General features: G+C 63.0%; 18 protein-coding genes. 8 read left to right on the top strand and 10 right to left on the bottom strand.

All coding sequences use genetic code 11. The features are described from left to right. Positions 1 to 252 precede the first annotated feature (252 nt). Positions 253 to 2,862 (top strand): bifunctional aconitate hydratase 2/2-methylisocitrate dehydratase, encoded by a 2,610-nt coding sequence (acnB, locus tag ACIPW4_RS12275; protein WP_400658622.1) that lies wholly within the window; start codon positions 253 to 255, stop codon positions 2,860 to 2,862. Between the two features lie 107 nt (positions 2,863 to 2,969). Here the strand turns inward: acnB and prpD are convergent, their stop codons facing one another. From prpD to ACIPW4_RS12245, 6 genes are all read right to left on the bottom strand, one after another. Beyond that, positions 2,970 to 4,454 carry a 2-methylcitrate dehydratase gene (gene prpD / locus ACIPW4_RS12270; protein ID WP_400658130.1) on the bottom strand — a complete coding sequence of 495 codons (1,485 nt, stop codon included), beginning with the start codon at positions 4,452 to 4,454 and terminating at the stop codon, positions 2,970 to 2,972. Between the two features lie 156 nt (positions 4,455 to 4,610). Then, complete coding sequence (gene prpF, locus ACIPW4_RS12265; RefSeq protein ID WP_400658128.1) at positions 4,611 to 5,801, bottom strand: 2-methylaconitate cis-trans isomerase PrpF; 1,191 nt, start codon at positions 5,799 to 5,801, stop codon at positions 4,611 to 4,613. 13 nt (positions 5,802 to 5,814) lie between these two features. After that, complete coding sequence (acnD, locus tag ACIPW4_RS12260; RefSeq protein WP_400658126.1) at positions 5,815 to 8,403, bottom strand: Fe/S-dependent 2-methylisocitrate dehydratase AcnD; 2,589 nt, start codon at positions 8,401 to 8,403, stop codon at positions 5,815 to 5,817. A gap of 124 nt (positions 8,404 to 8,527) precedes the next feature. Continuing rightward, a complete protein-coding gene (gene prpC / locus ACIPW4_RS12255; RefSeq protein WP_400658123.1) occupies positions 8,528 to 9,655 on the bottom strand; it encodes a 2-methylcitrate synthase in 1,128 nt (375 codons plus the stop codon). A gap of 62 nt (positions 9,656 to 9,717) precedes the next feature. Beyond that, positions 9,718 to 10,608 carry a methylisocitrate lyase gene (gene prpB, locus ACIPW4_RS12250; protein WP_400658121.1) on the bottom strand — a complete coding sequence of 297 codons (891 nt, stop codon included), beginning with the start codon at positions 10,606 to 10,608 and terminating at the stop codon, positions 9,718 to 9,720. Further along, entirely contained in the window at positions 10,605 to 11,321 is a 717-nt protein-coding gene (locus ACIPW4_RS12245) for a GntR family transcriptional regulator (RefSeq protein WP_400658119.1), read from the bottom strand. The genes prpB and ACIPW4_RS12245 overlap by 4 nt, the downstream gene beginning before the upstream one ends. 300 nt (positions 11,322 to 11,621) lie before the next feature. Here ACIPW4_RS12245 and ACIPW4_RS12240 point away from each other — a divergent pair, with 300 nt between their 5' ends. From ACIPW4_RS12240 to ACIPW4_RS12220, 5 genes are all read left to right on the top strand, one after another. Then, positions 11,622 to 12,158 (top strand): ATP-dependent zinc protease, encoded by a 537-nt coding sequence (locus ACIPW4_RS12240; protein ID WP_400658116.1) that lies wholly within the window; start codon positions 11,622 to 11,624, stop codon positions 12,156 to 12,158. Positions 12,159 to 12,163: 5 nt separating this feature from the next. Further along, positions 12,164 to 13,699 (top strand): inactive transglutaminase family protein, encoded by a 1,536-nt coding sequence (locus ACIPW4_RS12235; RefSeq protein WP_400658113.1) that lies wholly within the window; start codon positions 12,164 to 12,166, stop codon positions 13,697 to 13,699. Continuing rightward, the gene (locus tag ACIPW4_RS12230) at positions 13,699 to 14,679 is read left to right on the top strand and encodes an alpha-L-glutamate ligase-like protein (RefSeq protein ID WP_400658111.1); all 981 of its coding nucleotides are present in this window, start codon (positions 13,699 to 13,701) and stop codon (positions 14,677 to 14,679) included. Before ACIPW4_RS12235 ends, ACIPW4_RS12230 begins: the two co-directional genes overlap by 1 nt. Positions 14,680 to 14,905: 226 nt before the next feature. Further along, complete coding sequence (gene pabB / locus ACIPW4_RS12225; protein ID WP_400658110.1) at positions 14,906 to 16,249, top strand: aminodeoxychorismate synthase component I; 1,344 nt, start codon at positions 14,906 to 14,908, stop codon at positions 16,247 to 16,249. Between the two features lie 90 nt (positions 16,250 to 16,339). Then, positions 16,340 to 17,074, top strand: a complete 735-nt coding sequence (locus ACIPW4_RS12220; RefSeq protein WP_400658108.1) for a phosphoadenylyl-sulfate reductase — start codon at positions 16,340 to 16,342, stop codon at positions 17,072 to 17,074. Positions 17,075 to 17,198: 124 nt separating this feature from the next. Here the strand turns inward: ACIPW4_RS12220 and cysB are convergent, their stop codons facing one another. The 3 genes from cysB to ACIPW4_RS12205 all read right to left on the bottom strand — a co-directional run bounded on the left by cysB (position 17,199) and on the right by ACIPW4_RS12205 (position 19,851). After that, entirely contained in the window at positions 17,199 to 18,173 is a 975-nt protein-coding gene (cysB, locus tag ACIPW4_RS12215) for an HTH-type transcriptional regulator CysB (RefSeq protein ID WP_027919642.1), read from the bottom strand. A 128-nt stretch (positions 18,174 to 18,301) separates the two neighbouring features. Further along, positions 18,302 to 18,799 carry a universal stress protein gene (locus ACIPW4_RS12210; protein ID WP_400658105.1) on the bottom strand — a complete coding sequence of 166 codons (498 nt, stop codon included), beginning with the start codon at positions 18,797 to 18,799 and terminating at the stop codon, positions 18,302 to 18,304. Between the two features lie 104 nt (positions 18,800 to 18,903). Continuing rightward, positions 18,904 to 19,851 carry a putative 2-dehydropantoate 2-reductase gene (locus tag ACIPW4_RS12205; RefSeq protein ID WP_400658103.1) on the bottom strand — a complete coding sequence of 316 codons (948 nt, stop codon included), beginning with the start codon at positions 19,849 to 19,851 and terminating at the stop codon, positions 18,904 to 18,906. A gap of 234 nt (positions 19,852 to 20,085) precedes the next feature. On the opposite strand from ACIPW4_RS12205, the gene ACIPW4_RS12200 reads away from it, so the two are divergent. Next, entirely contained in the window at positions 20,086 to 21,162 is a 1,077-nt protein-coding gene (locus ACIPW4_RS12200; RefSeq protein WP_400658101.1) for a 3-deoxy-7-phosphoheptulonate synthase, read from the top strand. Between the two features lie 67 nt (positions 21,163 to 21,229). Here ACIPW4_RS12200 and ACIPW4_RS12195 read toward each other — a convergent pair whose 3' ends face one another. Next, positions 21,230 to 21,511, bottom strand: a complete 282-nt coding sequence (locus tag ACIPW4_RS12195) for a GNAT family N-acetyltransferase (protein ID WP_023379662.1) — start codon at positions 21,509 to 21,511, stop codon at positions 21,230 to 21,232. A 522-nt stretch (positions 21,512 to 22,033) separates the two neighbouring features. On the opposite strand from ACIPW4_RS12195, the gene oprI reads away from it, so the two are divergent. After that, a complete protein-coding gene (gene oprI, locus ACIPW4_RS12190) occupies positions 22,034 to 22,285 on the top strand; it encodes an outer membrane lipoprotei OprI (RefSeq protein WP_003259780.1) in 252 nt (83 codons plus the stop codon). The last annotated feature ends 125 nt before the right edge of the window (positions 22,286 to 22,410 follow it).

The following is a 22,410-nucleotide window of genomic DNA, read 5'->3' as shown; positions in this document are numbered from 1 at the left end:
TGTTTTCAAAGCGTCACGAGCACAGTTCATCCGGTAGAACGGCGTTGGCCCGGGCCATGCATCCCTCGCATGCCCGCGCCAGCCCTCATCAGCTCCCGTTCTGCAGGCGTAAAACTTTGAAAGCAGCTTCTGTAAGGATTCTTTGCGACTCTGGCTGGGCGGCCCACAAAGCCGCGGCAGTGCATGGGTGCATCGAATGCTGGATGAGCGTCCCGGACACCCTATTTGGGACCACTGATGAGGGTAATAACTGTGCTTGAAGCCTACCGCAAACACATCGAAGAGCGTGCCGCCCTGGGTATCGTGCCCCAGCCGCTGAACGCCGAACAAACTGCAGGCCTGGTCGAGCTGCTGAAAAACCCGCCGGCCGGCGAAGAAGCCTTCCTCGTAGACCTGATCACCAACCGCGTTCCACCAGGGGTCGACGAAGCTGCCTACGTCAAGGCCGCTTTCCTCTCCGCCGTGGCCAAGGGCGAAGCCAAGTCGCCACTGATCGACCGCAAGCACGCTGCCGAACTGCTGGGCACCATGCAGGGCGGCTACAACATCGAAACACTGGTCGCGCTGCTGGACGACGCCGAACTGGGCGCCGTCGCGGCCGAACAGCTCAAGCACACCCTGCTGATGTTCGATGCCTTCCACGACGTGGCCGAAAAAGCCAAGGCCGGCAACGCTCACGCCAAGGCCGTGCTGGACTCCTGGGCTGCCGGCGAGTGGTTCACCTCGCGCCCGGCGATCGCCGACAAGTACACCCTGACCGTGTTCAAGGTGCCAGGCGAGACCAACACCGACGACCTGTCCCCTGCTCCGGACGCCTGGTCGCGCCCTGACATTCCGCTGCACGCCCTGGCCATGCTGAAAATGGCCCGTGACGGCATCGAACCGTCCCAGCCGGGTTCGGTCGGCCCGCTGGCGCAGATCGAAGCGGTCAAGGCCAAGGGCTTCCCGGTTGCCTACGTCGGTGACGTGGTCGGTACCGGTTCTTCACGCAAATCCGCCACCAACTCGGTGCTGTGGTTCTTCGGCGACGACATCCCGTACGTGCCGAACAAGCGCGCCGGTGGCTTCTGCTTCGGCACCAAGATCGCCCCGATCTTCTACAACACCATGGAAGACGCCGGCGCCCTGCCGATCGAATTCGACTGCACCAACCTGGCCATGGGCGACGTCATCGACGTCTACCCGTTCAAAGGTGAAGTGCGCCGTCACGGCAGCGACGAGCTGGTCACCGAATTCGCACTGAAAACCGAGGTGCTGCTGGACGAAGTGCGCGCCGGCGGCCGTATCCCGCTGATCGTCGGCCGCGGCCTGACCGAAAAGGCCCGTGCCGAACTGGGCCAAGGCCCATCTGACCTGTTCAAGAAGCCAGAGCAGCCAGCCGACACCGGCAAGGGCTTCACCCTGGCGCAGAAGATGGTCGGCCGTGCTTGCGGCCTGGCAGAAGGCCAGGGCGTGCGCCCAGGTGCTTACTGCGAGCCGAAGATGACCACCGTGGGTTCGCAAGACACCACCGGCCCGATGACCCGTGACGAGCTGAAAGACCTGGCTTGCCTGGGCTTCTCCGCTGACCTGGTAATGCAGTCGTTCTGCCACACCGCGGCCTATCCGAAGCCGATCGACGTCACCACCCACCACACCCTGCCAGATTTCATCCGCACCCGTGGCGGCGTGTCGCTGCGCCCGGGCGACGGCATCATCCACAGCTGGCTGAACCGCATGCTGATGCCTGACACCGTGGGTACCGGTGGCGACTCGCACACCCGCTTCCCGATCGGCATCTCGTTCCCGGCCGGTTCCGGCCTGGTGGCCTTCGCCGCCGCCACCGGCGTCATGCCGCTGGACATGCCAGAGTCGATCCTGGTGCGTTTCAAGGGCAAACTGCAGCCAGGCATCACCCTGCGTGACCTGGTCCACGCCATCCCTTACTACGCCATCCAGAAAGGCCTGCTGACCGTCGAGAAGAAGGGCAAGAAAAACGCCTTCTCCGGCCGCATCCTGGAAATCGAAGGCCTGGACGAACTGACCGTCGAGCAAGCCTTCGAGCTGTCCGACGCCTCGGCCGAGCGTTCCGCTGCCGGTTGCACCATCAAGCTGCCGGAAAAGGCCATCGCCGAGTACCTGCAGTCCAACATCACCCTGCTGCGCTGGATGATCGGCGAAGGCTACGGCGATGCCCGCACCCTGGAGCGCCGCGCCCAGGCCATGGAAGCCTGGCTGGCCAAGCCTGAGCTGCTGTCGGCCGACGCCGATGCCGAATACGCCGAAATCATCGAAATCGACCTGGCCGACGTCAAGGAGCCTGTGCTCTGCGCACCGAACGACCCGGACGATGCCCGCCTGCTGTCTTCGGTACAAGGCGAGAAGATCGACGAAGTGTTCATCGGTTCGTGCATGACCAACATCGGTCACTTCCGCGCTGCCGGCAAGCTGCTGGACAAGGTCAAGGGCGGTATCCCGACCCGTCTGTGGCTGGCCCCGCCAACCAAGATGGACGCTCACCAGCTGACCGAAGAAGGCTACTACGGCATCTACGGCAAGGCCGGTGCGCGCATGGAAATGCCAGGCTGCTCGCTGTGCATGGGTAACCAGGCACGTGTGCAGACCGGTTCGACCGTGGTCTCCACTTCGACCCGCAACTTCCCGAACCGTCTGGGCGACGCCACCAACGTGTACCTGGCATCGGCCGAGCTGGCCGCTGTCGCTTCGATCATCGGCAAGCTGCCGACTGTCGAAGAGTACATGCAGTACGCGAAAGACATCGACAGCATGGCTGCAGACGTCTACCGCTACCTGAGCTTCGACCAGATCGCCGAGTTCCGCGAAGCGGCTGCCAACGCCAAGATCCCGGTGGTTCAGGCGTAAGCTGAGCGGCAAGTTGTTAGCTGCAAGCTACAAGTAAAAGCCCCGGCAGCGATGCCGGGGCTTTTTGTTTCGGCCTGTGCCCCGCGAAGAGGCCGGTACAGGACACCTCAAATCACGAACAGATCCACAAACCTGTGCACCGCCATCTGCTCCAGCTGTTGCTGGTCCTTGCACAGCCCGACTATCTGCTCACACCGCTGCCGCACAAAGCGCGTCGCCAGGTTCTCTCTGAACTTGGCTTCCAGCAACGGTATCCCCTCCTCTCGCCGCCGCCGATGCCCGATCGGGTACTCCACCAGCACCTGCTCGGTACTGCTGCCATCCTTGAAGAACACCTGCACGGCATTGGCAATCGAGCGCTTGTCGGCCTCCAGATACTCGCGACTGAAGCGTGGGTCTTCGACGACCTCCATCTTCTCGCGCAGGCGATCGATGCTCGGGTGATTGGCATGGAAGGCATCTTCATAATGCTCGGCCACCAGGTGACCGAAGATCAGCGGCACCGCCACCATGTACTGCAGGCAATGGTCACGGTCAGCGGCGTTGGCCAACGGGCCGCTCTTGGAAATGATGCGGATTGCCGATTCCTGTGTGGTGATGACGATGCGGTCGATTTCATGCAGGCGGTTACGTACCAGCGGATGCAGGGTCACCGCCGCCTCGCAGGCCGTCTGGGCGTGGAACTCGGCCGGGAAGCTGACCTTGAACAGCACGTTCTCCATCACATAACTGGCCAAGGGTTGCGGCAGGCGCAGCTCATACTGGCCGGTCGGCTTTACCGCCAGATCCTTGTTGGTGTGGCTGAACGAGACGTCATGGAACCCCCACTGCGCCGCCGTCAGCACACCCGGCACGCCCATTTCGCCACGCAGTGCGATATCGGCCAGGCGCACGCCGCGGCTGGAAGCATCGCCGGCCGCCCAGGACTTGCGTGAACCGGCGTTGGGCGCATGGCGATAAGTACGCAGTGCCTGGCCATCGACGAAGGCATGAGACAAGGCTGAAAGCATCTGCTCGCGGTTGGCACCCATCAGCCTGGCGCACACGGCTGTCGAAGCCACCTTGACCAGTATCACGTGATCGAGACCGACACGATTGAAGGCGTTTTCCAGCGCCAGCACGCCCTGGATCTCGTGGGCCATGACCATGCCTTCGAGCACCTCGCGCATCAGCAGCGGTGCTTCGCCGCTGGCCACACGTTTCTGCGAGAGATGGTCGGCAACCGCCAGGATGCCGCCAAGGTTGTCCGAGGGGTGGGCCCATTCCGCGGCCAGCCAGGTGTCGTTGTAGTCCAGCCAGCGCACGGTGCAGCCGATATCCCAGGCAGCCTTGACCGGGTCGAGGCGGTACGCGGTGCCGGGGACCCGCGCACCATTGGGCACCATGGTACCTTCCACCAACGGACCGAGGAGCTTGGTGCATTCAGGGAAGCGCAGGGCCAGCAGGCCGCAGCCGAGGGTGTCCATCAGGCAGTTACGGGCGGTATCCAGGGCTTCGGGGGATTCGACCCGGTATGTGAGGGCGTAGTCGGCGAGGGTTTGCAGCACCCGGTCGTAGTCCGGGCGATCGTTCAGGTCCACGTTGGCGCTCATAGCCAGCTCCCTTCAGAATGGCCGGGGGCGCTTTGCGCCCCTTTCGCGACGCAAGGCCGCTCCTACAAGGGTACGCGATACCTGTAGGAGCGGCCTTGCGTCGCGAAAGGGCTGCAAGGCAGCCCCAGCGAACTAAAGCCGAGCGCCAGTGGTGCGTTAGAAGCTATTGCCAGGCACGCGAACCCAGCCCTCCATCAGCACGCGAGCACTGCGGCTCATGATTGCCTTGGTCACCGTCCACTGGCCATCCACCTGACGCGCCTCGGCCCCGACCCGCAAGGTGCCGGACGGATGGCCGAAACGCACGGCACTGCGCTCGCCCCCGCCAGCAGCGAGGTTGACCAGCGTGCCCGGGATGGCTGCAGCAGTGCCGATGGCCACAGCTGCGGTCCCCATCATCGCGTGGTGCAGCTTGCCCATGGACAAGGCACGCACCAGCAGGTCGATGTCAGCGGCCGCAACCGCCTTGCCACTGGACGCAGTGTAGGTGCTGGGCGGCGCAACGAAAGCCACCTTCGGCGTGTGCTGACGCCCGGCAGCCTGGTCGACATGCTCGATCAGGCCCATGCGCACGGCGCCGTAGGCGCGGATGGTCTCGAAACGCTGCAGCGCCTGGGGGTCGCCGTTGATCGCATCCTGCAATTCAGTGCCGGTGTAACCGATGTCGGCGGCATTGACGAACACGGTCGGGATACCGGCGTTGATCAGGGTCGCCTTGAAGGTGCCGATGCCCGGCACTTCCAGGTCGTCCACCAGGTTGCCAGTGGGGAACATCGCGCCACCGTCGCCATCCTCGTCAGCAGCAGGGTCAAGGAACTCCAGCTGCACCTCGGCGGCCGGGAAGGTCACGCCGTCGAGCTCGAAGTCACCGGTTTCCTGCACTTCGCCGTCGGTGATCGGCACATGGGCAATGATGGTCTTGCCGATGTTGGCCTGCCAGATGCGCACGGTGGCGATGCCATTGCGCGGGATGCGCGCCGGCTCGACCAGGCCGTTGCTGACGGCGAACGAGCCCACTGCGGCAGAGAGATTGCCGCAGTTGCCGCTCCAGTCGACGAAGGCCTTGTCGATGGCGACCTGGCCAAACAGGTAGTCGACATCGTGCTCAGGCTTGATGCTTTTCGACAGGATGACCGTTTTGCTGGTGCTGGACGTGGCGCCACCCATGCCGTCGATCTGCTTGGCGTAAGGGTCGGGACTGCCGATTACCCGCAACAGCAAGGCATCGCGAGCCGGGCCAGGTACCTGAGCCGGCTCTGGCAGGTCTTGCAGGCGGAAGAACACGCCCTTGCTGGTGCCGCCACGGATATAGGTGGCGGGGATTTTTACTTGCGGTACATGTGCCATGTTCAAGTCCTGTTCAAGCGCTGGCTTCGAGGAAGTCCTGGGCAAAGCGCTGCAGCACCCCGCCCGCCTCATAGATCGACACTTCCTCGGCAGTGTCCAAGCGGCAGGTGACCGGCACTTCGACACGCTCACCATTGCGCCGCGTCACCACCAGGGTCAGTGTCGCCCGCGGCTTGCGCTCGCCGAGCACGTCGTAGGTCTCGCTGCCATCCAGGCCCAGGGTCTTGCGGTCGGTGCCCGGTTTGAACTCCAGCGGCAACACGCCCATGCCCACCAGGTTGGTGCGGTGAATGCGTTCGAAGCCTTCGGCGACAATCGCCTCGACCCCCGCCAGGCGCACGCCCTTGGCTGCCCAGTCACGGGATGAGCCCTGGCCATAGTCGCCACCGGCGACGATGATCAGCGGCTGCTTGCGCTCCATGTAGGTCTCGATGGCCTCCCACATCCGCGTCACCTTGCCTTCCGGCTCGATGCGCGCCAGCGAACCCTGCTTTACGCTGCCGTCATCCTTGCGCACCATCTCGTTGAACAGCTTGGGGTTGGCGAAGGTGGCACGCTGGGCGGTCAGGTGGTCGCCGCGGTGCGTGGCATAGGAATTGAAGTCCTCTTCGGGCAGGCCCATCTTCGCCAAGTATTCGCCAGCGGCGCTGTCGAGCAGGATGGCGTTGGACGGCGACAGGTGGTCGGTGGTGATGTTGTCCGGCAGCACCGCCAGCGGGCGCATGCCACGCAGGGTGCGCTCACCGGCCAGGGCCCCTTCCCAGTAAGGCGGGCGGCGGATATAGGTGCTCATCGGGCGCCAGTCGTACAGAGGCGCGACTTTCGGCCCGCGGTCTTCCTCGATGGCGAACATCGGAATGTAGACTTTGCGGAACTGCTCGGGTTTGACGGCTGCACGCACGACCGCGTCGATTTCCTCGTCGCTCGGCCAGATGTCCTTGAGGCGGATTTCCTTGCCATCGACCACGCCCAGCACGTCCTTCTCGATGTCGAAGCGGATGGTACCGGCAATGGCGTAGGCCACCACCAGTGGTGGCGAAGCGAGAAACGCCTGCTTGGCGTAAGGGTGGATACGCCCGTCGAAGTTGCGGTTGCCCGACAGCACGGCGGTGGCGTACAGGTCGCGATCGATGATTTCCTGCTGGATCACCGGGTCCAGCGCACCGGACATGCCGTTGCAGGTGGTGCAGGCAAAGGCGACGATGCCGAAGCCCAGTTGCTCCAGCTCCTTTTCCAGGCCCGCCTCTTCCAGATACAGCTGCACGGCCTTGGAGCCGGGTGCCAGCGATGACTTGACCCAAGGCTTGCGGTTGAGGCCGAGCTTGTTGGCGTTGCGCGCCAGGAGGCCTGCGGCAATCACGTTGCGCGGGTTGCTAGTGTTGGTGCAGCTGGTAATGGCGGCGATGATCACCGCGCCGTCGGGCATCTGCCCCGGTACTTCTTCCCAGGTACCGGCGATGCCCTTGGCGGCCAGTTCGCTGGTGGCGACGCGGGCATGCGGGTTGGACGGGCCGGCCATGTTGCGCACCACGCTCGACAGGTCGAAGCTCAGGGTGCGTTCGTACTCGGCCTTGGCCAGGCTGTCGGCCCACAGGCCGGCGACCTTGGCGTAGGTCTCTACCAGCTGCACCTGCTGGTCATCGCGACCGGTCAGCTTGAGGTAGTCGATGGTCTGCTGGTCGATGGCGAACATCGCTGCTGTAGCGCCGTACTCCGGGGCCATGTTGGAAATGGTGGCACGGTCGCCCAGGGTCAGGGCACGCGCACCTTCGCCATGGAACTCAAGGTAGGCGCCGACGACTTTCTGCTTGCGCAGGAATTCGGTCAGGGCCAGTACCAGGTCGGTGGCGGTGATGTTCGGTGCCAGCTTGCCGGTCAGCTCGACGCCGACGATTTCTGGCAGGCGCATCCACGAGGCACGGCCGAGCATCACGTTTTCCGCTTCCAGGCCGCCGACACCAATGGCGATCACGCCCAGCGCGTCGACATGCGGGGTATGGCTGTCGGTGCCGACGCAGGTGTCCGGGTAGGCCACGCCGCGATCGTTATGGATGACCGGCGACATCTTCTCCAGGTTGATCTGATGCATGATGCCGTTGCCGGGCTGGATCACGTCGACGTTCTTGAACGCCTTCTTGGTCCAGTTGATGAAATGGAAACGGTCTTCATTGCGGCGGTCTTCGATAGAGCGGTTCTTCTCGAACGCCTGGGGGTCGAAACCACCGCACTCCACAGCCAGGGAGTGGTCGACGATCAGCTGCACCGGCACCACTGGGTTGACCTGGGCCGGGTCACCGCCCTTGTCGGCGATGGCATCGCGCAGGCCGGCGAGGTCGACCAGGGCGGTCTGGCCGAGAATGTCATGGCACACCACGCGGGCCGGGAACCACGGGAAGTCGAGGTCGCGCTTGCGCTCGATCAGCTGGCCCAGGGAGGCGTCGAGGGTGGCCGGGTTGCAGCGGCGCACCAGGTTTTCGGCCAGCACGCGGGAGGTGTACGGCAGGCTGTCGTAGGCACCGGGCTTGATGGCCTCGACGGCGGCGCGGGCATCGAAGTAGTCCAGGGCTGTGCCTGGCAGGTTCTTGCGGAATGCGTTGTTCATATCGTTATCAGGCTCGGTCACGGTATTCGGTGTGCAGGTCTGGCCCTTGGGGGCGCTGCGCGCCCCTTTCGCGACGCAAGGCCGCTCCCACAGGGGCTGCGCAGCAGCCCCGGCGATCTACGACTCAGCGCTGCTCGATCGGCACGAACTGGCGCTGTTCGACGCCGACATACTCGGCGCTCGGGCGGATGATGCGGTTGTTGGCGCGCTGCTCGAACACGTGAGCAGCCCAGCCGGTCAGGCGCGAGCAGACGAAGATCGGGGTGAACAGCTTGGTCGGGATGCCCATGAAGTGGTACGCCGAGGCATGGTAGAAGTCGGCGTTGGGGAACAGGCGCTTCTGCTCCCACATGGTCTTGTCGATGGCCTCGGAAACCGGGTACAGGACCGTGTCACCGACCTGGTCGGCAAGCTGCTTCGACCAGCCCTTGATGACCTCGTTGCGCGGGTCGGACTCTTTGTAGATCGCATGGCCGAAGCCCATGATCTTGTCCTTGCGCTCGAGCATGCGCAGCAGTTCGGCAGTAGCCTCCTGCGGGCTCTGGAAGCGCTCGATCAGCTCCATAGCCGCTTCGTTGGCACCGCCGTGCAGCGGGCCGCGCAGCGAGCCGATGGCGGCGGTGACGCAGGAATACAGATCGGACAGGGTCGAGGCGCAGACCCGCGCAGTAAAGGTCGAGGCGTTGAACTCGTGCTCGGCATAGAGAATCAGCGACACGTTCATCACCTTGACATGCAGCTCGCTCGGCTTCTTGCCGTGCAGCAGGTGCAGGAAGTGGCCGCCGAGGGTATCTTCGTCGCTGGTGCAGTCGATGCGCACGCCGTGGTGGGTGAAGCGGTACCAGTAGCACATCACCGCCGGGAACAGCGCCAGCAGGCGGTCGGTCTTCTCGCGCTGGGCATCGAAGGTCAGCTCCGGCTCCAGGGTACCCAGCACCGAGCAACCGGTGCGCATCACGTCCATCGGGTGGGCATCGCGCGGGATGCGCTCTAGCACTTCCTTCAGCGCCTGCGGTAGGTCACGCAGGCCCTTGAGTTTGCGCTTGTAGTCTGCCAGTTCGGCCTTGCCCGGCAGCTCGCCGTACAGCAGCAGGTAGGCGACTTCTTCGAATTCGGCACCGGCGGCCAGGTCACGAACGTCATAGCCACGGTAGGTCAGGCCGGCACCGGCCTGGCCCACGGTCGACAGTGCAGTCTGGCCGGCCACTTGGCCACGCAGGCCAGCGCCACTGAGTACTTTTGCTTCGGCCATGGTGTTTCTCCTTTCTTGAACTTGTTATAGGAAGCGTTCTGGCTAATACGGGAGCGGTTCGCTCAACCTTTCTTCTGCGCGAACAACGCATCGAGGCTCTGCTCGAAGGCGTGGTAACCAATGGCATCGTAGAGCTCCATGCGGGTCTGCATGGTGTCGATCACGCTCTTCTGGGTGCCGTCGCGGCGCAGCGCGGTGTAGACATTTTCCGCCGCCTTGTTCATGGCGCGGAATGCCGACAGCGGGTACAGCACCAGCGACACATCGACCGAAGCCAGCTCTTCGGTGGTGTACAGCGGCGTGGCACCGAATTCGGTGATGTTGGCCAGGATCGGGGCCTGCACCCGGTCGGCAAAGGTCTTGTACATCGACAGTTCGGTGATGGCTTCCGGGAAGATCATGTCGGCACCCGCCTCGATGCACGCGGCAGCACGGTCCAGGGCAGCATTCAGGCCTTCCACCGCCAGGGCGTCGGTGCGTGCCATGATCACGAAGCTGTCATCGGTACGGGCATCCACCGCGGCCTTGATACGGTCGACCATCTCCTGCTGGGTGACGATTTCCTTGTTCGGACGGTGGCCACAGCGCTTGGCACCCACCTGGTCCTCGATGTGGATGGCCGCAGCACCGAACTTGCACATCGAGCGCACGGTGCGGGCGACGTTGAAGGCCGACGCGCCGAAACCTGTGTCGACATCCACCAGCAAGGGCACGTCGCAGACGTCGGTGATGCGGCGCACATCGGTCAGCACGTCATCCAGGCCACTGATGCCCAGGTCAGGCAGGCCCAGGGAGCCAGCGGCAACGCCGCCACCGGACAGGTAGATGGCCTTGAAACCGGCACGTTTGGCCAGCAGCGCATGGTTGGCATTGATCGCGCCGACCACCTGCAGGGGGTGTTCGGCGGCAACGGCGTCGCGAAAACGCTGACCGGGGGTGCTCTTCACAGTCATTTCTCACCTCGTGGGCTATTGTTGTTGGCGTCCAGGTAGTGACGCTCGATGTTGCGCTTGGACGCGCCGATGTGGCGGCGCATCAGGAGTTCGGCCAGCTCGCCGTCACGGCCTTCGATGGCATCGAGAATGCGGTGGTGTTCGGCAAAGGCCTGGCGTGGCCGGTTGGGCGTGGCGGAAAACTGGATGCGGTACATGCGCACCAGCTGGTACAGCTCGCCGCAGAGCATCTTGACCAGGGTCTGGTTGCCGCTGCCCTGGATGATCCGGTAGTGGAAGTCGTAGTCGCCTTCCTGCTGGTAATAGCCAAGCCCGGCCTGGAACGCGGCATCGCGCTCGTGGGTATCGAGCACCCGGCGCAGCTCGTCGATGTCGGCCTGGCTCATGCGCTCGGCGGCCAGGCGGCAGGCCATGCCTTCGAGCGATTCGCGAATTTCGTACAGTTCGATCAGCTCGGCGTGGTCGAGCGACACCACCCGCGCCCCTACATGCGGCACGCGCACCAGCAGGCGCTGGCCCTCGAGCCGATGAATGGCTTCGCGCAGCGGGCCGCGGCTGATGCCATAGGTGCGCGCCAGCTCCGGCTCGGAGATCTTGCTGCCCGGAGCGATGTCGCCCTTGACGATCGCCGCCTGGATACGCCGGAAGACATGCTCGGACAAGGTTTCCGTTTCGTCTGTCTCGGCGGGGCTCGGGGTGGTGAGGTCCAGCATATTGTCGACACCTTACTAATCGCTTGAGCAGAAATTAGCGAATCAAAGCCATCCAGTCAAAGACAAAATGAACATTGTCGACAATCGTATAAGAGCGAACTTACCCAGTGAGGGCGTTGTCAGATCGCGGCACGCTGGCGTCAAGACGTCGGCGTGATAGAATGCCGCGCCTCCAATGGAGTATGGATAGTGTGTCTGTCTTCAATTCATGTTGTTGACAGATAAACGAGGAAGCTTGCGCAGTCGTTGCCAGTCACCTTTGCCCCCGAACCCTGCACAGCTCAGTACCGCGCCAGGATTATGAGACTTACACCCGTATTATTGCTGTTATGCCTCACGCTGCTGCCGGCCCTTGGCCAGGCGGCAGGCAAGACCGTGTACGGTCTGAACGAATACGCCCGGCTCGGCGACCTCGACCTGGAAGTGGCCGCCAAGCTCGACACCGGGGCCAAGACCGCGTCGCTCAGTGCCCGCGACATCAAGCGTTTCAAGCGCAACGGCGAAAGCTGGGTGCGCTTCTACCTGGCCATCGACGCCGCCCATTCGCACCCTATCGAACGCCCGCTGGCGCGCGTGAGCAAGATCAAGCGCCGCGCCGGCGACTATGATGCGGATTCGGGCAAGGCTTACACCGCCCGCCCGGTCATCGAACTTGAAATCTGCATGGGCCAGGCCCGGCGCACCATCGAAGTCAACCTCACCGACCGCAGCGCGTTCCAGTTCCCGCTGCTGATCGGCTCCGAGGCGCTCAAGCACTTCGACGCGCTGGTCGACCCAAGCCTTAAATACGCGGCCGGCAAACCTGCCTGTGCCACCGACGCTCCCAAAGCAGAGTAATCCCGATGCGCTCTCTTACCCTCCATCTGAAAGTCCTGATCACCGTGCTGGTGCTGCTCGGCGTGGCGGTCACGGCTTATCAGATCTTCGCTCTCGGCATCCCGGTGACCGAGGACGAGACCGACGACTTGTGGAACATCGACGCCAAGGTCGAGTTCGTCGCCAGCACCAAGGACCCGGTCAAGATCCAGATGTTCGTGCCGCCGCTGAACCGTGACTACGTCAGCCTCAATGAGAGTTTCATCTCCAATAACTACGGGGTCAGCGTCAACCGTGCCGACGGCAACCGCAAGGTGACCTGGTCGGCGCGCCGCGTCAGCGGCAACCAGACCCTGTACTACCGCCTGGTGCTGACCAAGCGCTACAGCAACGAAAAGACCGCCATCAAGGGCCCGACCTTCCGTGACAGCCTGGCCATCGACGGCCCGGAAAAGATCGCCGCCGAAGCCCTGATGGCACCGATCCGCCAGCACTCGGCCGACGTCGAGACCTTCGTCAGCGAGACCATCAAGCGGGTCAACAACCTCAATGACGACAACGTCAAGCTGCTGCTGGCCGGCGACACCTCGCCGATGAAAAAGGCTCAGGTCATCGACCTGCTGCTGTCGATCGCCCATGTGCCGATGGAAAAGGTCCACACCATCCGGCTTGTGGCCGACACGCCGCAGACCCCGGAGCTGTGGCTGCGCAGCTTCAACGGCAACGACTGGCTGTACTTCAACCCGGACACCGGCGAGCAGGGCCTGCCGGCCGACCGCCTGTTGTGGTGGACCGGTGACGACAACCTGATCACCGTCGATGGCGGCAAGAAGGCCAACGTCACGTTCAGCATGAACAACAGCGAGATGAATGCCATCCGCCTGGCCAAGCTGACCGACGAGAACACCGACGCCGACTTCCTCGAATACTCGCTGTACAGCTTGCCGCTACAGACCCAGCAGACCTTCATGATCATGGTGATGATCCCGATCGGCGTGCTGGTGATCCTGGTCCTGCGCAACCTGATCGGCATCCAGACCCTGGGTACCTTCACCCCGGTGCTGATCGCCCTGGCCTTCCGCGAAACCCAGCTGGGCTTCGGTATCGTGCTGTTCACGGTGATCACCGCCCTGGGCCTATCGCTGCGCTCGTACCTGGAGCACCTGAAGCTGCAGATGCTGCCGCGCCTGTCGGTGGTGCTGACATTCGTCGTGGTACTGATTGCCGCCATCAGCCTGTTCAGCCACAAGCTGGGCCTGGAGCGGGGCCTGTCGGTGGCACTGTTCCCGATGGTGATCCTGACCATGACCATCGAACGCCTGTCGATCACCTGGGAAGAGCGCGGCGGTGGCCATGCCATGAAAGTGGCGATCGGCACCCTGTTCGCTGCCTCCCTGGCGCACCTGCTGATGATGGTGCCGGAGCTGGTGTACTTCGTCTTCACCTTCCCGGCTGTGCTGTTGATCCTGGTGGGCTTCATGCTGGCGATGGGCCGCTACCGCGGCTACCGCCTGACCGAGCTCGTGCGATTCAAGGCATTCCTGAAGAAGGCTGACGCCTGATGTTTGGCCTGATCAAGACGTGGAAAGCCCTGGAAGCCCGGGGCATCATGGGGATCAACCGCCGAAACGCGGACTATGTGCTGAAGTACAACAAGCGCAGCCTGTACCCGATCGTCGACGACAAGATCATCACCAAGGAACGCGCCCTGGCCGCCGGCATCCATGTGCCGGAGATGTACGGCATCATCGAGACCGAGAAGCAGATCGAAAAGCTTCACGAGATCATCGGCGGGCGCAACGACTTCGTCATCAAGCCGGCGCAGGGCGCCGGCGGTGACGGCATCCTGGTGATCGCCGACCGCTTCGAGGACCGCTACCGCACGGTGTCGGGCAAGATCATCAGCCACGAGGAAATCGAACACCAGGTGTCGAGCATCCTCACCGGCCTGTACTCGCTGGGCGGGCACCGCGACCGCGCACTGATCGAGTACCGGGTGACTCCGGACCAGATCTTCAAGAGCATCAGCTACGAGGGCGTGCCGGACATCCGCATCATCGTCCTGATGGGCTACCCGGTCATGGCCATGCTGCGCCTGCCGACCCGCCAGTCCGGCGGCAAGGCCAACCTGCACCAGGGGGCCATCGGCGTGGGCGTGGACCTGGCCACTGGCGTGACCCTGCGCGGTACCTGGCTGAACAACATCATCAGCAAGCACCCGGACACCACCAACGCGGTGGACGGCGTGCAGCTGCCGAACTGGGACGGCTTCATGAAGCTGGCGGCAGGCTGCTATGAATTGTGCGGGCTGGGCTACATCGGCGTGGACATGGTGCTGGACCAGGACAAGGGGCCGCTGATTCTCGAACTCAACGCCCGGCCTGGCCTGAACATCCAGATCGCCAACGATACCGGGCTGACCCAACGCACCCATGCCATCGAGGCGCACATCGAAGCGCTGGCCAAGGAAGGGATCACCGAGGACGCCGAGCAGCGCGTGCGGGTGACTCAGGAGCTGTTCGGGCACGTGCATCCACGTTGAAAAGCCGGGGCTGCCGCGCAGCCCTTTCGCGACACAAGGCCGCTCCCACAGGTACTGCGCTGTATTCACTGGCGGCGCTGTACCTGTGGGAGCGGCCTTGTGTCGCGAATGGGCCGCAAAGCGGCCCCAGTGCAAACACGACCTTTGAATGTCGCATCAAAGCTAGGCGCATTTCCTGCACAGGTCTACAATCGCCCTCCTCGCTTTTACATCGCCGTCCACACTGATGCCGACCTGTACGCTTCACCCCCTGCCCTACCAGCCCGACCCCGCTGCCTTTTTCGCCCGCCTGCGCCAGGCCCCCGGTGCGATCATGCTCGACAGTGCCCGCCCCGGCGCCGAACGCGGCCGCTTCGACCTGCTAAGTGCGTGGCCCGTGCAACACCTGCAGGCGCAGCCCGACGAAGACGGCCGCGCCTTCCTCGAACGCCTGCGTGCCAGCTTGGCACAACTGGGTGAAGCGCAACTGCCTGAGGGCATCGAGCTGCCCTTCGCCGGCGGCCTGATCGGTTACCTGAGCTATGACTTCGGCCGTCGCCTGGAACAACTGCCCAGCCTGTCGAGCGACGACCTGGGCTTGCCCGATGCGCAACTGGGCCTGTATGCCTGGGCCGTGGTGACCGACCATCAGCTTGGCAGCAGCCAGCTGGTATTCCATCCAGACCTGGCGCATGAAGAACAGCTTCGCCTGAGGGCACTGTTCGAGACTGTCGACACTTCGACGTGCGGCAACTTCCAGCTGCTCGCCCCCATGCAGGGCGACTTGCAGCCTGAACAGTACAAGGCCGCCTTCGACCAGGTGCAGCGTTACATCCAGGCCGGCGACTGCTACCAGATCAACCTCACCCAGCGCTTTCGCGCCCCCTGCCAGGGCGACCCATGGCACGCCTACCAGGCCTTGCGCAAAGCCTGCCCGACGCCGTTCTCCGGCTACCAGCAACTGGCTGATGGCAGTGCACTGCTGAGCTTTTCCCCGGAGCGCTTCATCCGCGTCAGCCAAGGCCAGGTGGAAACCCGCCCTATCAAGGGCACCCGCCCGCGCTCGGCCGACCCCACCGAGGACGCACGCAATGCCGAGGAGCTGCGCCACAGCCCCAAGGACCGCTCGGAAAACCTGATGATCGTCGACCTGCTGCGCAACGACCTGGGGCGCACCTGCGAGATCGGCTCGGTAAAGGTACCGGAGCTGTTCAGCCTGGAAAGCTACCCCAACGTCCATCACCTGGTCAGCAGCATCACCGGCCAGCTGGCCCGCGACAAGGACGCCCTGGACCTGATCGGCGACAGCTTCCCTGGTGGCTCGATCACCGGCGCGCCAAAGATCCGTGCGATGCAGATCATCGACGAACTGGAGCCCAGCCGTCGTGCGCTGTACTGCGGCTCACTGCTGTACGTGGACGTGCGTGGCGAAATGGACAGCTCCATCGCCATTCGCAGCCTGCTGGTAAAGGATGGCCAGGTCAGTTGCTGGGGCGGCGGCGCGGTGGTGGCCGACTCGGACTGGCAGGCCGAATATGAAGAATCGATCGCCAAGGTGCGGGTGCTGATGGAAACGCTGCAGAGCCTTTGAGGCTCATCGCCAGGCGTCTACCCCGCCATTTTTTGTTACCATCACCCCATTACGAGCGCACAGCGCCACAGCCAAGATGGAAACCGCCTGATGAGCCAACCCTTCGACGTCGCCGCCCTGGCCGCGACCTATGCCAACAAGTCCCCGCAGGACATTCTCAAGCTCGCCTTCGAACACTTCGGTGACGACCTGTGGATCTCCTTCAGCGGCGCCGAGGACGTGGTGCTGGTCGACATGGCCTGGAAGCTGAACAAACAGGTCAAGGTGTTCAGCCTCGACACCGGCCGCCTGCACCCGGAGACCTACCGGTTCATCGACCAGGTGCGCGAGCATTACAACCTGCCGATCGAGATCCTCAGCCCGGATCGCGCCAGGCTCGACCCGTTCGTCAAGGAAAAAGGCCTGTTCAGCTTCTACAAGGACGGCCATGGCGAATGCTGCGGCATCCGCAAGATCGAGCCGCTGCGGCGCAAGCTCGCCACCGTCAGCGCGTGGGCCACTGGCCAGCGCCGCGACCAGAGTCCGGGCACCCGTAGCCAGGTGGCGCCGATGGAAATCGACGGCGCGTTCTCCACGCCCGAGCGCACCCTGTACAAATTCAACCCGCTGGCACAGATGACCAGCGAGGAAGTGTGGGGTTACATCCGCATGCTCGAACTGCCGTACAACAGCCTGCACGAACGCGGCTTCATCAGCATCGGCTGCGAGCCCTGCACGCGCCCGGTGCTGCCGAACCAGCACGAGCGCGAAGGCCGCTGGTGGTGGGAAGAGTCGACCCAGAAGGAATGCGGGCTGCACGCCGGCAACCTGATCAGCAAGGCCTGAAATAGCGGGGGCCGCTTCGCGCCCCTTTCGCGACACAAGGCCGCTCCTACAGGGGAACGCGAACTCCTGTAGGAGCGGCCTTGTGTCGCGAAAGGGCCGTGAAACGGCCCCCTGCAGTTGCGGATCAGTGCACCGGCAGCTCGACGCCTTCGAACAGTTCTTCAAGCTCCTGCTTGTTGTGGCACTGGATGGCCTTGGCCATCACTTCACGGGTCAGGTGCGGGGCGAACTTCTCGATGAAATCGCACATGAAGCCGCGCAGGAAGGTGCCACGGCGGAAGCCGATCTTGGTAATGCTGGCTTCGAACAGCTCACTGGCATCCAGCGCCACCAGATCGCTGTCGAGCTTGCTGTCGACTGCCATCTTGGCCACGATCCCCACGCCCAGCCCCAGGCGCACATAAGTCTTGATCACGTCGGCGTCAGCGGCGGTGAACACCACTTTCGGCGTCAGGCCACGGTGGTTGAAGGCTTCATCAAGTTTCGAACGGCCAGTGAAACCGAACACGTAAGTGACGATCGGGTATTCCGCGACGGCTTCCAGGGTCAGCTTCGGCAGCTTGGTCAGCGGGTGACCTTGCGGCACCACCACGCAACGGTTCCACTTGTAGCACGGCATCATGATCAGGTCGCCAAACAGCTCCAGCGCCTCGGTGGCGATGGCGAAATCGACGGTGCCGTCGGCGGCCATTTCCGCAATCTGCATCGGTGAGCCCTGATGCATGTGCAGGGCCACTTCCGGGTATTGCTTGATGAAGCTGCTGATCACCGGCGGCAGCGCGTAACGTGCCTGGGTGTGAGTGGTGGCGATAGACAGCGTCCCTTTCTTCTCGTTGGAGAACTCCTGGGCGATCTGCTTGATGCTCTCGACCTTGCGCAGGATCTCGCCAGCAGTGTTGATGATGCGCTCACCGGCCGGGGTCACGCGGGTCAGGTGCTTGCCGCTGCGGGCAAAGACTTCAACACCCAGTTCGTCCTCGAGCAGGCGGATCTGCTTGCTGATCCCCGGCTGCGAGGTGTACAAGCTCTGCGCCGTCGCGGAGACGTTGAGGTCATGGTGCGCCACTTCCCAGATGTAGCGCAGTTGTTGAAGCTTCATAGGTTTCCCTCGAATCGGCGGTAGGTCAGCGGCAGCAGGCAGCGACGGATATAACTATATTAGTGGTTCTCGAAATAAAACTAGAACTATTTTGTTACACGAACTTCCGAGTTTGCCTACCACCACCCTCACGATTTCCTACGCCCGAGGTGCTGCGAGAGCGGCACCATGTACACCGGCACCTGCGACAGTTGCAGCAAGCGCACCGCCGTCCGCCCGATTGGCACATCCGCCCCGGCACCGGCCGTATGGCTGCCGAAGATCAGCAGGTCGACGCTCAGCCGCTGCGCCTGCTCGAGGATGACCTGGGCCGGGTCACCCTGGCGCACCCGCACCGCCTTGATCAGCGCCAGGTCGGCATCCTCACCCAATTCGTCACGAAAGTTCTCCAGCACCCGCTGTTCGATGTTCGCCATCACCGTATTGACGCCTTCGCTGTGCAATTCATCCAGCGTCTGCTCATCGAGGTAACTCTGCAGCAGGGACTCGGCAAACTGCCCCATGGGTTCCACCGCGTGAATCACGTAGAGCTCTGCGCTGAAGGCGCGAGCCAGGGTCAGGGCGTGCTGCATGACAAAAGGTGCGTACACACCGAGGTCGGTGGCGTACAGCATGGAGCGGATCATTCGACCTCCTCGACTGCCGTTGCGGCAGAGCAAGCTTCAGCTTAGCAGTGCACCGGACCCGCGCTTTGCCGTCCGGCGCACTGCTGCCGCGGCCTGCAGAGGACTCAGCCAGCCCGGTTGGCGCGGTCGATGAAGGCCAGTGCCTGGTGCAGCATGTGCATCCGCGGCATGCTGCAACCGGCTGCCTGCGCACGGGCAAGTGGCTCGGCATAGATCGCCTGCAGCTCGAGCGGGCGTTGCTGGGCATGGTCGTGGTACATGCTCGGCCAGTAATCGGGCATCTGCTCGGTAATGCGGAACAGGTGCTGGGCATAGCCGGCGGGCAGCTCATGCCCGCACGCTGCGGCGCCCTGCACCACCTCGGCCATCAGTGCCTGGATCAGTTCGCGGCTGTCGGCATCGGCCATCAACGGCGTGGTGCTGGCCCCCAGCAGTACCGAAAGGCCATTGTATGGCACGTTCCACACCAGCTTCTGCCAACGCGCCTGACCGAGGTTGGCCATGGCCTGGGAGTCGATGCCCGCAGCACGGAACAGCCCGGCGCCGGCTTCGACGACAGCTGCACCGCCATCTTCCGCTGGCCCACTGTGATAACCGAGATTGACCGCCCCCAGGGCCTGATGGCGGATGACCCCTGGAGCCTGGCGATTGACACAGATAAAGCACAGGCCGCCAAGCAGGTGCAGGTGCGCCGGCAACGCCGGGCGCAACTGCTCTTCCACGCCGAGGCCGTTCTGCAGCAGCACCACTTTGGCATCGGCAGCGGCGGCCTGGGTGATCAACGGCGCCAGCTCGGCATTGCTGGTTGCCTTGGTGCCTATCAACAGCCAGTCACAAGGCGGCATGTCGGCGACACTGGCATAGGCCTGGACCGGCAACTGCAAAGCGCCGTGCACGGCGCTGTCCAGTTTCAGGCCCTGGTCGCGCACCACCTCATATTCGCTGCGCAGCAGAAAATGCACATCGAAACCGGCACGTACCAGCATCAGCCCATAAAAGCCTCCGATCGCACCACTGCCGATAATGCCGATACGCGGTTTACAAGGGGTCATGCTGCTCTCCATCTCTGATTCCAGTGCGCTTTTTTACACCGATTACCGCTTTCTGCGCACCCCGATTGCACGCCGAGCCCCATGCTCCAGGGAAAAACCCTGCATCGCAGGGCTCAGGCCATTGTCGCGCCCCCTGTAACGCGCTAAGGTTCGGCTCCCCGCTGCGAACATTATTGCTGCTGGGCCGCACGGGGATTGCTGGCGGCCGGCACCCGTGACCTGACGAGTAACACGATGGCTGATTTACCGATCGATGACCTTAACGTTGCCTCCAACGAGACCTTGATCACCCCTGATCAGCTCAAGAAGGAAATCCCCCTCAGCGCCAAGGCCCTGCAGACCGTGACTGCCGGCCGCGAAGTGGTACGCAATATCCTCGACGGCAAGGACCATCGCCTGTTCGTGGTGGTCGGCCCCTGCTCCATCCACGACATCAAGGCCGCCCACGAATACGCCGAGCGCCTCAAGGTGCTGGCCGAGGAAGTGTCCGATACGCTGTACCTGGTCATGCGCGTGTACTTTGAAAAGCCGCGCACCACTGTTGGCTGGAAAGGCCTGATCAACGACCCGTACCTGGATGACTCGTTCAAGATCCAGGACGGCCTGCACATCGGTCGCCAGCTACTGCTGGACCTGGCCGAAAAGGGCCTGCCGACTGCCACCGAAGCACTCGACCCGATCTCCCCGCAATATCTGCAGGATCTGATCAGCTGGTCCGCTATCGGCGCCCGCACCACCGAATCGCAGACTCACCGCGAAATGGCCTCCGGCCTGTCTTCTGCGGTCGGCTTCAAGAACGGCACCGATGGCGGCCTGACCGTGGCCATCAACGCCCTGCAGTCGGTGTCCAAGCCGCACCGTTTCCTCGGTATCAACCAGGAAGGCGGCGTGTCGATCGTCACCACCAAGGGCAACCCGTATGGCCACGTGGTACTGCGCGGCGGCAACGGCAAGCCGAACTACGATTCGGTCAGTGTCGCCCTGTGCGAACAGGACCTGGCCAAGGCCAGGATCAAGGCCAACATCATGGTCGACTGCAGCCACGCGAACTCCAACAAGGATCCGGCCCTGCAGCCACTGGTCATGGAGAACGTCGCCAACCAGATCCTCGAAGGCAACCAGTCGATTATCGGCCTGATGGTCGAAAGCCACCTGAACTGGGGCTGCCAGTCGATCCCGAAAAACCTCGACGAACTGCAGTACGGCGTGTCGGTCACCGATGCCTGCATCGACTGGTCGGCCACCGAGAAAACCCTGCGCAGCATGCACGCCAAGCTCAAGGACGTGCTGCCACAGCGCAAGCGTGGCTGAGCAGCAGCGCAATGAAAAACGCCGGGCATTGCCCGGCGTTTTTCATATCTGGCGCTTGCTGCCCCGCTCAGACCTTGCTCGAGTGGCGCTGCTGACGCTCCATGTAGCGTTCCACGTACGAGCAGGAAGGGATCACCGTATAGCCCATCTGGTCGGCGTACTCGAGGGCCTTCTCGGTCAGCGCTGCTGCGATCCCGCGACCACGCAGGGCGTTGGGCACGAAGGTGCGATAGATGTCCAGCGTCTGTTTGCCCAGGTCCATGTACGTCAGGTAGGCACGATGACCGTCCACGTTGGTTTCAAACTGATGACCGGCCTGGTCATGGTGGATGGTCAGCGCTTCACTCATCACTACTCCTCGCAGGCCTTTCTGGCAGACCTTTACCTTAACCGATGTGGTTTATCCGGCGGAGGAACCTCTACGCCACCTCTTGCCCCTTGGACCCCGAGCCTACAGCAATGGTTCGACCGGGCCGGGCACTCCCAAATAGTAGGCGCCGCGAGCGGAATTTCTCAAGGTGGCCAGTGTTAAAAAGTAGCAGGAACCTGCGCCCGACGCTGGCACGCACCGCAATCGCTACCACGCCCCGCAACAGCAACCGGATGTTGTAGTGCTTAAGACGCCGAGGGACAGTTAAAGTCACCCTTAGTTCAACAAAAAAGTTCCCGTACTACAATCGCTTGCGCTCGCTACACGGTTTTTTCACAAAACACCCGCAAACCTTGTCGGCTTCACCCCAGGCAACATTTTTTTTGCAGTTCTTGCGCTCTGTCAGTTTACTTACTACAAGTAATGGGTACTATGTACGCCGGCCAGTTTCTCTTTTCCGAGAGATGGCTATTTAATAGAAAGTCCTTGAAGGGGAACACGATGAACAACGTTCTGAAATTCTCTGCTCTGGCTCTGGCCGCAGTTCTGGCTACCGGTTGCAGCAGCGTATCCAAAGAAACCGAAGCTCGTCTGACTGCGACTGAAGACGCAGCAGCTCGCGCTCAAGCCCGTGCTGACGAAGCCTACCGTAAGGCTGACGACGCTCTGGCAGCCGCTCAGAAGGCTCAGCAGACCGCTGACGAAGCCAACGAGCGCGCCCTGCGCATGCTGGACAAAGCCAGCCGCAAGTAATAGTCCTCACGGATTGTTATGAAGCCGATCCACTTGTGGGTCGGCTTTTTTATTGCCTGGATGAAAGCCACCCGAAAACGAAGAGGCCCGCAGCAGGCATTCAACCTGAGCGGGCCCCGGGCGTC

This window comes from Pseudomonas sp. NPDC089996 (assembly GCF_044748405.1).
In the GTDB taxonomy this organism is placed as follows: Bacteria; Pseudomonadota; Gammaproteobacteria; order Pseudomonadales; family Pseudomonadaceae; genus Aquipseudomonas.
This window is presented reverse-complemented; position numbering and strand designations above follow the sequence as displayed.

Coding starts and splice junctions, on each gene's coding strand:
- prpD (WP_400658130.1), bottom strand. CDS start 4,454: ATGAGCGCCAACGTGGACCTGAACGATCGCCCGGACTACGACCGGGTG.
- prpF (WP_400658128.1), bottom strand. CDS start 5,801: ATGGCACATGTACCGCAAGTAAAAATCCCCGCCACCTATATCCGTGGC.
- acnD (WP_400658126.1), bottom strand. CDS start 8,403: ATGAACAACGCATTCCGCAAGAACCTGCCAGGCACAGCCCTGGACTAC.
- prpC (WP_400658123.1), bottom strand. CDS start 9,655: ATGGCCGAAGCAAAAGTACTCAGTGGCGCTGGCCTGCGTGGCCAAGTG.
- prpB (WP_400658121.1), bottom strand. CDS start 10,608: ATGACTGTGAAGAGCACCCCCGGTCAGCGTTTTCGCGACGCCGTTGCC.
- ACIPW4_RS12245 (WP_400658119.1), bottom strand. CDS start 11,321: ATGCTGGACCTCACCACCCCGAGCCCCGCCGAGACAGACGAAACGGAA.
- ACIPW4_RS12240 (WP_400658116.1), top strand. CDS start 11,622: ATGAGACTTACACCCGTATTATTGCTGTTATGCCTCACGCTGCTGCCG.
- ACIPW4_RS12235 (WP_400658113.1), top strand. CDS start 12,164: ATGCGCTCTCTTACCCTCCATCTGAAAGTCCTGATCACCGTGCTGGTG.
- ACIPW4_RS12230 (WP_400658111.1), top strand. CDS start 13,699: ATGTTTGGCCTGATCAAGACGTGGAAAGCCCTGGAAGCCCGGGGCATC.
- pabB (WP_400658110.1), top strand. CDS start 14,906: ATGCCGACCTGTACGCTTCACCCCCTGCCCTACCAGCCCGACCCCGCT.
- ACIPW4_RS12220 (WP_400658108.1), top strand. CDS start 16,340: ATGAGCCAACCCTTCGACGTCGCCGCCCTGGCCGCGACCTATGCCAAC.
- cysB (WP_027919642.1), bottom strand. CDS start 18,173: ATGAAGCTTCAACAACTGCGCTACATCTGGGAAGTGGCGCACCATGAC.
- ACIPW4_RS12210 (WP_400658105.1), bottom strand. CDS start 18,799: ATGATCCGCTCCATGCTGTACGCCACCGACCTCGGTGTGTACGCACCT.
- ACIPW4_RS12205 (WP_400658103.1), bottom strand. CDS start 19,851: ATGACCCCTTGTAAACCGCGTATCGGCATTATCGGCAGTGGTGCGATC.
- ACIPW4_RS12200 (WP_400658101.1), top strand. CDS start 20,086: ATGGCTGATTTACCGATCGATGACCTTAACGTTGCCTCCAACGAGACC.
- ACIPW4_RS12195 (WP_023379662.1), bottom strand. CDS start 21,511: ATGAGTGAAGCGCTGACCATCCACCATGACCAGGCCGGTCATCAGTTT.
- oprI (WP_003259780.1), top strand. CDS start 22,034: ATGAACAACGTTCTGAAATTCTCTGCTCTGGCTCTGGCCGCAGTTCTG.